At 39.2% G+C, this 11,851-nt stretch carries 8 protein-coding genes; 5 read left to right on the top strand and 3 right to left on the bottom strand.

The features are described from left to right. Genes rng through tldD form a run of 4 tightly spaced genes read left to right on the top strand, consistent with a single transcriptional unit; the run spans window position 1 to window position 7,602 of the window. The gene (rng, locus tag H5088_RS04680) at window positions 1-1,473 is read left to right on the top strand and encodes a ribonuclease G (protein ID WP_002958405.1); all 1,473 of its coding nucleotides are present in this window, start codon (window positions 1-3) and stop codon (window positions 1,471-1,473) included. Next, complete coding sequence (locus H5088_RS04685; RefSeq protein ID WP_182752301.1) at window positions 1,473-5,330, top strand: YhdP family protein; 3,858 nt, start codon at window positions 1,473-1,475, stop codon at window positions 5,328-5,330. Before rng ends, H5088_RS04685 begins: the two co-directional genes overlap by 1 nt. Next, window positions 5,327-6,166 (top strand): carbon-nitrogen hydrolase family protein, encoded by an 840-nt coding sequence (locus H5088_RS04690; RefSeq protein ID WP_182752302.1) that lies wholly within the window; start codon window positions 5,327-5,329, stop codon window positions 6,164-6,166. The genes H5088_RS04685 and H5088_RS04690 overlap by 4 nt, the downstream gene beginning before the upstream one ends. Continuing rightward, a complete protein-coding gene (gene tldD, locus H5088_RS04695; RefSeq protein ID WP_182720205.1) occupies window positions 6,163-7,602 on the top strand; it encodes a metalloprotease TldD in 1,440 nt (479 codons plus the stop codon). Before H5088_RS04690 ends, tldD begins: the two co-directional genes overlap by 4 nt. 245 nt (window positions 7,603-7,847) lie before the next feature. Here tldD and H5088_RS04700 read toward each other — a convergent pair whose 3' ends face one another. The 3 genes from H5088_RS04700 to gorA all read right to left on the bottom strand — a co-directional run bounded on the left by H5088_RS04700 (window position 7,848) and on the right by gorA (window position 11,050). Beyond that, window positions 7,848-8,684 carry a mechanosensitive ion channel family protein gene (locus H5088_RS04700; protein ID WP_182752303.1) on the bottom strand — a complete coding sequence of 279 codons (837 nt, stop codon included), beginning with the start codon at window positions 8,682-8,684 and terminating at the stop codon, window positions 7,848-7,850. Window positions 8,685-8,791: 107 nt separating this feature from the next. After that, window positions 8,792-9,424: a hypothetical protein gene (locus tag H5088_RS04705; RefSeq protein ID WP_182752304.1), complete on the bottom strand. Its 633-nt coding sequence runs from the start codon at window positions 9,422-9,424 to the stop codon at window positions 8,792-8,794. A 264-nt stretch (window positions 9,425-9,688) separates the two neighbouring features. Next, window positions 9,689-11,050 carry a glutathione-disulfide reductase gene (gorA, locus tag H5088_RS04710; protein WP_039485720.1) on the bottom strand — a complete coding sequence of 454 codons (1,362 nt, stop codon included), beginning with the start codon at window positions 11,048-11,050 and terminating at the stop codon, window positions 9,689-9,691. Window positions 11,051-11,128: 78 nt separating this feature from the next. Here gorA and H5088_RS04715 point away from each other — a divergent pair, with 78 nt between their 5' ends. After that, the gene (locus tag H5088_RS04715) at window positions 11,129-11,803 is read left to right on the top strand and encodes a DUF2461 domain-containing protein (RefSeq protein WP_182752305.1); all 675 of its coding nucleotides are present in this window, start codon (window positions 11,129-11,131) and stop codon (window positions 11,801-11,803) included. The last annotated feature ends 48 nt before the right edge of the window (window positions 11,804-11,851 follow it).

An 11,851-nucleotide genomic window follows, 5' to 3' on the forward strand; every position in this document is an offset into this window, starting at 1 on the left:
ATGAGTACAGAATTACTGATCAATGTCACACCGAGCGAAAGCCGTGTTGCCCTAATAGAAAACGGTGTACTGCAAGAAATACAGCTAGAGCGAATCGGTAATCTAGGTATTGTAGGCAATATTTACTTGGGAAAAATAAGCCGTGTACTTCCGGGTATGCAAGCTGCTTTTGTTGATATCGGCCTTGAAAAAGCTGCTTTTTTGCATGCATCCGATATTGTAAATAGTGCCTCTATTGTTGAAGGCGTAGACGACGTACCAATAAAAAAAGTACAAGATATTAGAGAGTTAGTTCGTCAAGGCCAATACATTATGGTGCAAGTGGTAAAAGATCCGCTAGGCACTAAAGGCGCAAGGCTCACCACTGATATAACTATTCCTTCTCGCTATTTAGTGTTTATGCCTGATGCGACCCATGTAGGGGTTAGTCAGCGTATAGAAACTGAAGAAGAGCGCTCACGTCTTAAAAAAATAGTCGCAGAATATGGCGATGAAAATGGCAGCTTTATCGTACGTACAGCTGCCGAAGGTGCTAGCGAAGCTGAATTACGACACGATGCTGGCTTTTTAAGAAAATTATGGGAAAAAATAACATCACGTCGTAGAAAAACGAGTAAAGCCAGTATCCTACACGAAGATTTAACGCTTGCCTTTAGAACCCTGCGTGACTACGTAGGCGAAGATATGGAGCGCATTCGCGTTGACTCTAAACTCAGCTATGAAGAACTAAAGTTATTTACTGAAGAGTTTGTTCCACAGCTTTCTCAAGTGCTTGAATACTACCCAGGCGAGAGGCCTATATTTGATTTGTTTGATGTTGAAAACGAAATTCAAAAAGCACTACATCGTAAAGTTACGCTAAAATCGGGTGGTTATATAATTATTGACCAAACAGAAGCAATGACTACTGTTGATGTTAATACTGGTGCATTTGTAGGACATCGTAATTTAGAAGAAACCATTTTTAATACCAACGTAGAAGCAACCTCTGCAATTGCCCGCCAGCTCAGGCTGCGTAACTTAGGCGGTATTATCATTATCGACTTTATCGATATGGTAAGTGAGGATCATAAAAGGCGGGTGCTTCATTCACTTGAATCAGCCCTTGCAAAAGATCGCACTAAAACGAATATTAATGGGCTTTCAGCGCTTGGCCTTGTTGAAATGACGCGTAAACGTACACGCGAAAGCTTAGAACATATTTTATGTGATGTATGCCCTGCATGCTCCGGTCGTGGTTCACAAAAAACAGTTGAAACGGTTTGCTACGAAATACTACGTGAAATAGTGCGTGTTAACCGAGCATACGCAGCAGACAAGTTTATGGTGTATGCAGCGCCGGCTGTAAGTGAGGCCCTACTAAACGATGAGTATCATAACCTTGCTGAGCTTGAACTATTTATTGGTAAGCAAGTCAATATTCAAACCGAGAGCTTATACAGCCAAGAACAGTTTGATGTGGTAATGATGTAATGAAAGCAAAAGCGGTCTGTTTTTTTTGTTTTAGAAAGTTATGGCAGACCTGCGCCATAATTTTGGTATTACTGGCCGTTATTGTTTCAATTTTAAAATATACCCTCCCGTATGCAAACGAGTACAAAGGTGACATAGAAAGCTATTTACACGAAAAGTTTGAAATAAGCTTATCTATTGGCGAAATATCAGCTAGTTGGCAGGGCAGTGGTCCTGCATTAGTGCTAGAAAATTTATCGTTTAAAGATAACGAAACCGCGCCAATATCACTCACCATTGCTAAAACCAGCTTAGAGCTAAACCTATGGGAAAGCTTAAAAGCACTGCAACTTAGATCTAATTATTTTGTTATTAATGGTTTTCATACCAGTGTAAATATCACCAACTTATTTAAAACCGGTGATAACGACGAAGTTTCTTTTGAGCAAAAAGAGCTAATTGAAGAACTGTTTTTGGGTGAAACGGGTCATTTTGCAATAGAAAATTCCAGTATTAACTTTATTTTAGAAGATGGTAAAGAACGTAAATTACTTCTTCAAAACATTGTTTGGCAAAATGAAGATGAGCAGCACCTTGGCAGTGGAAGCTTAGCACTACCGGGAATTTCGGTCGGAGACTTTGACGCGCGCATAGCACTTACCGGGGATACTCTAGAGCAGGTTGCGGGCGACATCTATGTGCAGGCTAATAAGGTCGATGTATCTAACTGGTTAGCGCAATATATAAATACGCAAAAACAACAACTACATAGCGATATTAATTTACAAGCATGGCTAAAACTAGATAAAGGTTTTGTAAGCGATGTGAAAATGCAGTGGTTACCAAGCTTTGTACGCTGGCAGCGAGAAGAGCAAAGCCATCAAGTTAGTTTGAGTGAAGGTGGATTCCATCTATATCCAGAACAAAATAGCTGGCACTTAAAAAGTACCGGTTTAACATTTAATAGTAACGATAAAGCATGGCCAAGTTTAGAGTTTGAAGCCCAACTAGGGCTGCAAAATAAAGTGTGGCTGCATCAAGTTGATTTTGAATTACTGAGTAACCTAGCCGGGCTAAGTAATTTTAATGCACTTGAACCATTTTTAGAACGCCAACCTAGTGGGCAAATAGATCAAGCTTATTTAAGTTTTTCTAATGCACAGCAATGGCAATTATGGTTTGAGGCTAACAATATTGGCTGGCAAGAATTAAGATCGGTACCAGCAGCGCAAGGGCTTAGAGTAAATGGTTTACTTACCCAAAGTACTGGTCGAATAAATTTATTTGGCGAAAGTGGCACATTAGTCACAGGCGAAAGCTTTAGTAACGACATAAATTATAATCAGCTAAATGTAGAGCTAGATTTAGCTAAGCGAGATGATGGCTGGCATATAAGTAGTGACAATATCTGGTTTGATAATGATGAAGTTACTCTTGCTGCAGAATTACAAATTAGTCTAACAGATGATCCTCGATTAGATCTTTACGCAGAAGCGTTCGCTCCAGATGCCAATATTGCAGATCATTACTTCCCATTAAAAGCGATGAGCCCTGAACTTGTTAGCTATTTAAATGGTGCAATTAAAGGCGGAGAAGTATCTAAAGCACAGGTCTTATTTGCAGGGCCTTTGTCTGGTTTCCCATTTACTGATGGTAGTGGTCAGTTTGATGTATTAGCACAAATAGATAATGCAACCTATGAGTTTGACCCTGATTGGCCAGCGGTCACTAATGCTAATGTACAGCTACATTTTGCTAATGAGCGGATGGACATATATAGCCAGCAAGGCAAGTTGGTTAATTTAGATATTGGTAATAGTGTACAGGTGAGCATTGCAGATTTAATGAATGCTGATGAACTTATTGTGCAAATTGATAAAAAAGCAGAGATGGAAAAGTTACATGATTTTTTTGCAGCGACACCTATTGCCAAACCTCTTGCTGAAATTTTTAAAGTTGTACAGGGCAAAGGCGAAGCCGATGCCAGTATTGAGCTTTTAGTAGGCTCTAAGTTTAAAGGCGGAGCCAGTGTTAGCGGCAAAGTTAATTTAAATGACTTGCCAGTATTTATAGCAACGCCAGGCATTGAGCTTAAAAACTTAACTGGCGAGCTTAATTTTAAAAACGACAACATCACACTTAAAAATGCGACTGCGAAGTGGTTGGGTATGCCACTAAATATTAATTACAGCAGTAAAAGTGATGCTAAAAACTACCAAGCAAACATAGATATAAACGCCAAAATTGACGCCGATACACTAATTGATAGTGGGCAAGGTATATTAAAAAATTATTTAAGCGGGCAAAGCGATGTTGATATTGGTTTAGTACTTAATTTTACCGAACAAGGCTTTAATTATCGTGCACAGGTAAACTCAGAACTACTTGGCTTAACGAGTAACTTACCCGCACCTTATAATAAAAATAGCGAACAAATGTGGGCGCTTGATGCAGTAGTTCAAGGTGATGATATTTCTAATCTCATTACAGCAAACGCTAATCAACAGTTTTACTTTAATGCTATTTTAGAAAATGGAAAATCACAGTTTAGTAATGCCCATTTTGTGCTCGGAAAACAAGATTTAGGATTAAACCAAAAAGACTTAAGCGTAAATATAAATCTTGAGCAGAGTGAATTAGTGCCTTGGTTTGATCTGATTGATCAAATAATTAAAGCAGGTAAAGCAAATCCAGATAAAGAATCAAAAGGGATTATGCCACCGCTTAATGAGGTGGTCGCAAATATAGGTATGCTTGATGCGAGTAACATCATCTTTAATGATTTTGAAATGCGTTTAGCACCATCAAAAGACGATTTATACCTAAAGCTAAATGCTAAAGAACTTAGAGCTGGGGTTTTTATTCCTACATCACAGCCTAGCCAGCCTATACGAATTAATGCCGATTACTTAAGGCTTAATTTTGCACAGCCTAGCGAGCAATTAATTGAAATAACAGATGTACTTCCTGAGGAAGACTTGAGCTGGCTTACTAAAATACCTGCCATTGAGTTTGAATGTAGTGACTGCAAAATTGATCGCTACCAGCTTGATAAAGTGAGTGCGTCATTATTAGGAGATGGCGAGCGCTTATCGATATCAGAACTTGTAATCGATAAAGGAGATCATGTACTGCGCACTAAAGGGCAGTGGCAAAATGGTTTAACAACGCTAAGTGGTGAGCTTAAAAGTGATGATATAGGCGCATTGTTTGGCGAGTTTGATATTACCTCTGCAATTAAGGATTCTAAAGCTGATCTAAATTATGATCTTACTTGGCAAGCAGCACCTTATGATTTTGATGTGAAAACTTTAAGTGGTGAGGTTACTTGGGATTTAGGGGAAGGTCACTTAACTGAAATAAGTGATGGTGGTGCACGCGTATTTTCGCTGTTGAGCCTTGATTCACTCGTACGCAAACTGAAACTTGATTTTAGAGATGTATTTTCAAAGGGCTTTTTTTATAACAGCATGCAAGGCTCTATGCAGTTAGAAAACGGTATCGCTTACACTAAAGATACTAAAATGGATGGTGTGCCTGCCGATTTAACTATTAAAGGCTACGCAAATTTAAATACGCTAGATATAGATTACGACCTTGCTGTAGCGCCACAAGTAACCTCAAGCATTCCGGTTATAGTGGCATGGATGGTTAATCCAGTAACAGGGCTTGCTGCTTTAGCACTTGATAAAGTTATTCATTCTGCGCGCGTCATCTCAGAGATCAATTTTAAAGTAACGGGTAAAATGAACGATCCTATTGTTCAAGAACTCGACAGAAAAAGTCGTGAAGTTACACTACCTCAAGCTGCGCAAAATCAGCCACAAGCATCAGTCGATTTAAAACTTAAAGATGCACAAGTAACAGTAACGCAATGAACAAAACAGCAAGCATAAGCACACCCACAATAGTTGCCCTACAAATGTGTTCAGGGCTAAGCCCTGATGACAACATAACAAGCTTAAAGCGCGCACTTAAAACCCTGCCAGCAACAAGACCATTACTTGTTTGCTTGCCTGAGGCTTTTTTAGTGTTTAGTAAAACTGGTAACGATACGTTACGTGTTGCTAAGCAAGTTGAGCAATACAAATTACAACTTAGTGAATTGTGCCAACACCATAATATTTGGTTAAATGCAGGCACAATGCCTGAGCCATTTAACGAACATAAGTATTACGCAGCATCGCACTTATATAATAATCAAGGCAAGCTGGTTGCAACGTATAACAAAATACATTTATTTGATGTAACCGTTGATGATAAAACAGGTAGCTATCGAGAGTCAGATTTTACCCAAGCTGGAAGCGATGTAGTGGTTGTTGATTCTCCCTTTGGTAAAATTGGCTTAACAGTATGTTATGATCTGCGCTTTAGTGGCTTATTTAACGAACTAGTACGCCAAGGCGCCGATATTATTTTAGTACCCAGTGCATTTACAGTCCCTACAGGGCAAGCGCATTGGCAACCGCTATTAGCAGCTCGCGCAATAGAAACACAATGTTATGTAGTTGCAGCTGCTCAGTACGGTACACATGAAAATGGCCGACAAACATTTGGCCACAGTATTATTATTTCGCCTTGGGGCAATACCCTGAGTGAATTGCCAACAGGCACCGGTTTTATAAGCTGCAACGCAGATTTAGACCAGTTACAAAAAATTAGACGAGATATGCCCGTGCAGTCTCATCAACGATTTAGAGAGCATTTATTATGAATTCGGTTGAACAGCATTTACTACAAGACAGCCAGCTAAATAGAGAAGAGCTCGAAAAAACGCTCGCTTACATACATCAGCATAAAGTGGATTACGCCGATTTATATTTTCAATCAAGCCACCACGAATCATGGGTGCTTGAAGACGGCTTAGTTAAAGAAGGTTCTTATAACGTTGAACGTGGTGTTGGTGTACGTGCTGTAAGCGGCGAAAAAACAGGTTTTTCTTACTCTGATGCAATAAACCTTGAAGCGCTAAATAAAGCGGCAACAGCAGCGCGTAGCATTGCCGATGCTGGCGAAGATAGAGCAATTAAAGTATTTAGCGATGTTAAAGCTAAAGAGCAGTTTGCACCGCATCAACCAATTTCGAGTATGAGCGATACCGACAAGGTTAATTTATTACGCGAACTTGAAAACTACATTCGAGAGCTTGCACCAGATGCAGAGCAAGTAATTAGCTCAATGTCTGCGGTATACGAAGAAGTATTAATCGCAGCTAGTGACGGTACGTTTGCCACCGATATTCGCCCACTTATTCGCTTAAACTGTTCAGTACTGCTTGAAAAAAATGGTCGCCGTGAACGCGGCGGCGCAGGCGGTGGTGCACGTTTAGATTATGGCTATTTTAAAGAGCTTGTTGATGGTAAACCGCGTTGGATGGAATTTGCTGAAGAAGCTGTACGCCAAGCTAAAGTAAATCTTGAAGCTATTGATGCACCTGCAGGCACGATGGAAGTTGTACTTGGCAATGGTTGGCCTGGCGTGCTTTTACACGAAGCGGTAGGGCATGGACTTGAAGGCGACTTTAATCGCAAAGGCGCGTCTGCTTTTAGTGGTAAAGTGGGCCAAAAAGTAGCATCTGAGCTGTGTACTGTTGTTGATGATGGCACTATGGCTGATCGCCGTGGGTCACTTAATGTTGATGATGAAGGCACACCAGCCGCTTACAACGTACTCATCGAAAACGGTATTTTAAAAGGCTATATGCAAGATAAGCTAAACGCGCGTTTAATGGGTGTAAATCCTACCGGTAACGCACGTCGTGAGTCTTATGCGCATTTACCAATGCCTCGCATGACTAATACCTACATGTTAGGTGGTGAGCACAGCCAAGCCGATATTATAAGCTCAGTTAAAAAAGGGGTATTCGCGCCTAACTTTGGCGGCGGACAAGTTGATATAACCTCAGGTAAGTTTGTATTTAGCGCATCAGAAGCGTATTTAATCGAAAATGGTAAAATTACCCAGCCAATTAAAGGCGCAACGCTTATTGGTAATGGACCAGAAGTAATGCAGCAAATATCTATGGTTGGTAACGACTTAGCACTTGATAAAGGTGTTGGTGTTTGTGGTAAAGATGGTCAAAGCGTACCGGTAGGCGTAGGCCAACCAAGCCTTAAAATTGATCAGTTAACGGTCGGTGGTACAGCTTAAATATTACTCAAGCGCGAAGTGAATTCGTACCTACGTGCTTGATGTTTATTGTAGGTGAGGTTTTACACCTCGCTTTTTAAATATAGGCTCAGAAATAGAGCGCGAAATAAATTCGCACCTACGATTTGCATTTTTACTTTGGGTAGGTGAGGTTTTACACCTCGCTTTTTAAATACAGACTTAGAAATAGAGCGCGAAATAAATTCGCACCTACGATTTGTATTTTTACTTTGTGTAGGCGAGGTTTATGCCTCTCCTTCACCTTCTTTATTCTTTTCAGCCTCTTTGTACCATAACGCAAAAAAGCACTCTGTTAATTTGTGCTCTATCTCAAGCGCTTTTTCTGTCGGGCAAAACAAGGTAAAGCTTGCTTTAAATTCACCTAAATCGGTTGTACCAAAGTGAATTACCGGCTCTGGGCCAGATATTTTTGCATCAAGTTTACGCTCAATCATCGAATTATAACGGCTTGCTACTTCTTGAAACTCTTCGCAGTACAGTTTAGCTTGCTCAGTGAGTGTGTCGTGAATAGGGTAAGGGTTAAAGCTCTCTCTTCGGACAATAATAAAATGATGTGTAACAAAGCGTTTTACAAAGTTTAAGTTTTTAATAGAGCTGGTGATCAGCTTATTATTAGGTATGTATATGGTTTTTCTAGAAAATTGATAAGTATGTATATCAATTTCATGCATGGTTGTTTTTATCCAATCCGTTTCAGCTACTTCACCAAAGTAATCACCTACTTGTATCCAATCACCCACTCTAAACGGGCGAGTTGTTACGAGGTAAAAAAAGCCTATTACGCACTGAATAAACTCACGCGTTGCAAGTACAATCGCCACGGCAAAAGCAGCAATAGAAAGTGCAAAGTTTTGAATTTCGGTCGACCACACAAATAGCAGCGATATCATCATTACAAAATTAATAAAGTGCTTAATATTGTGTGCGATGTAACGGATGTCTTTTTCTTTTTTTTCTGCGCGACTTTTAGCAAACTTATCAACAAGCACTTTTAGTACAAATGCAATTGTGATCATTACAATTGAAAGAAGAAACGGATGCAGCAATATATCTTTAGTCATGGTATCCAATTAAACGTGAGTTGATAAAAACAGGCTCAGTATATTGATTTATTAAACCAATTAGCAAATTTAGTGTAAAAAAGTAACCAATAAAAAATTTAGCTACGTTATTGAGTTACTTGATCAGTGCGATGCTTGTGATTTTTAGCCATTCTTTTTCGGCATATGAGTACAAGCTCAATGGCTGAAATAAAAATCAAAGTATAGCCAAGCGTTTCTATACCTTCTTCAACAATGTTTTTTACCGCACGTACATAGTCATCACCCATTACTGAATGCCAAAATGCGCCTTTACCCATCATTCGCGAAAATGCGAGTAAAGTAACCATGCCTGATAAGCAAATTCCATAACTAGGAGTGAGGCTATAGGCTTTTAAAGCGTTAAAAATACTTCCTCTGTTTGTTATTAAATAAACAAACACGCCAGCTAAAATTGAATAGACGATACTTTGCCAAGCGCCATCAAAAAAGTATAAGTCGAGGTAGGTATCAAACTCTCTCACAAACATCATTGCCGATAACGCAGCTAGTAATACAGCCGGTATTTTGAGTTGAAAGTTAATTCGCGAAGCATAAAAAAATAAAATACAGCTTAAAAAAGTTAAAACATCTTGCATATGTTCGGTAAGAGTTTCTTCACTGTAAAGTGCATCCTGTTTTAATTCAAACCCTTCAAGTTGAATTAAATGAGCAACACCCGCTAGGCATAATAAATAAATAAAAGATCGCAGTAAAAACATAAATAACCAAGAGAAACTATAAATGCGCGGGATTCTAATCGTTAAAATACTTTAAAGCCAAAACAAAATTTAAACTTTTAACCTTTTTATCGGTCTAAAATTTTTTCTGTTAAAATAATGGCTTAGATGTTTTTTTAATGTTGAACGGATGTTTTTAATGTGACGTTTTAAGTGGTTTGTTGTGCAAAATATAACAAACATTAAAAAGCCCTTACTAATTACTTAACAAGGGCTTTTTATAATTGAGCGCTTAGAGTTTAGCGTCTAGCGCATCGTTACAAACTCTTCAGAACCTGTTGGGTGAATCGCAACAACGGCATCAAAATCAGCTTTAGTTGCGCCCATTTTCATGGCAACTGCAAAACCTTGAATCATTTCATCAACCGCAAAACCAATACCATGTAGGCCAACTACTTTTTCGTCTGGGCCGGCACATACAAGTTTCATTTTACAAGGCTGGCGATGTTTAGTTACCGCTGTGTACATAGCTGTAAAACCAGATTGGTAAATCTTAACGTTTTCTTCGCCATACTGAGAAATAGCTTCTTGTTCAGTAAGGCCAATAGTACCAATTGGTGGGTGACTAAATACAACAGTAGGAACTAGGCTGTAATCCATTTTTAAATCATCAGGTAGTTCTTTATTAAATAAGCGTTCTGATAAAGTACGCCCTGCTTTAACTGCTACAGGCGTAAGTTCAATACCGTTTTCGATAATATCGCCAACCGCGTATACATTTTTAGCTGTGGTATTTTGAAACTCATCAACTTTAACAAAACCATCGCTGTTAACTTCTACGCCGGCAGCGGCAACATTAATTGCATCTGTTGTTGGCTGGCGGCCAATGGCCCAAATTACTTGGTCAACGTTATGAGTTTTGCCATTATCTAAATGTAGCGTTACAGAGCCATCATCTTCTTTAACTAATTTATGAGGTACAGATTCTGTATGAAGAGTAGGGCCTTCAGCAGCCATAACATCAACAAGTGTTTCAACTATGTATGGGTCAAAGTTACGAAGTGGAGAATGCTTACGAACAAATAAATGTGTTTCAGTACCTAAACCATGTAATACACCAGCAAGCTCAACGGCTATGTAGCCTGCGCCTATTACTGCAACGCGTTTAGGTTGCTCTTTTAATTCAAAAAAGCCATTTGAATCGATACCGTGTTCAGCACCTTCAATATGCGGAATGCTTGGGCGTCCACCTACTGCAATTAATATATGATCGGCTGTGTAGTGCTCGCCGTTTACTTCAACTGTTTTATTATCTACAAATTTAGCAAAGCCTTTAATTACAGTAACGCCATTGCTAGCAAGGCCACTGTCGTAACCTTTATGAATTCGGCCTATGTAGGCTTCACGGCTTTCTACTAACTTGCTCCAATCAAAGCCTTTAACTTCAACATTAAAGCCGTAATCTGGGGCATATAAATTAATTGCTTCAGCAACCTGAGCACCGTGCCACATTACTTTTTTAGGTACGCAGCCCACGTTTACACACGTGCCGCCCATGTGTTTTGCTTCTATAAGTGCTACTTTAGCGCCACGCATTGCCGCTCTATTTGCAGAGGCAATACCACCACTGCCACCACCGATTGCAATATAATCAAAGTGTTGTGTCATTTTATGTCCTTAGGCGTTGAGTTTTATGCGCATTAGCATAACATTAAGTTTTAAAAATAAAGAGTGTTTAGGTGACCTATGTTTAGTAAAAAAACATTCGAATTTCTTGCTCTGCTTGATCAAAACAATAATAGAGACTGGTTTAACGACCATAAATCACAGTATGAGGAATACGTAAGAGAGCCCGCTTTAGATTTCATTAGGCAAATGCAAGCACCACTTGCTGAGGTTTCTAGCCATTTTGTCGCATCAGATAAAAAAGTCGGCGGTAGTTTAATGAGAATCCATAAAGACGCGCGTTTTAGTAAAGATAAAACCCCATATAAAATTAATGTAGGAATTCAATTTCGCCATTTTATGGGAAAAGACGTACACGCCCCTGGTTTTTATTTTCACTTAGCAAATGACGAATGTTTTGTAGGTGCTGGTATTTGGCGACCAGAATCAAAGGCGCTTAATGCAATTAGAACCTGCATAGATGAAAACCCAAATAGCTATAAAAAAGCAATTTATGATGAGCAATTTAAATCTATTTTTGAAATGTCAGGAGAGTCGCTAAAACGCCCACCAAGAGGTTTTGAAAAAGAGCATCCCTTAATAGATGAGCTCAAACGAAAAGACTTTATAGCCATTAGCCCACTTACTCAAAAGCAAATATGCAGTAATAACCTAGTTGATACGGTACTAGAACGTTATAAAGTGGCCGACTCATTAATGGGTTATTTGTGTTTTGCTTTAGAGCAACCCTATTAAAATTAAACAACTTAGAAGCGGCTGAGTTGTTTTTTTACTTTTAGACCC

It is taken from the genome of Pseudoalteromonas sp. SR43-3, from assembly GCF_014163875.1.
Taxonomy (GTDB): Bacteria; Pseudomonadota; Gammaproteobacteria; order Enterobacterales; family Alteromonadaceae; genus Pseudoalteromonas; species Pseudoalteromonas distincta.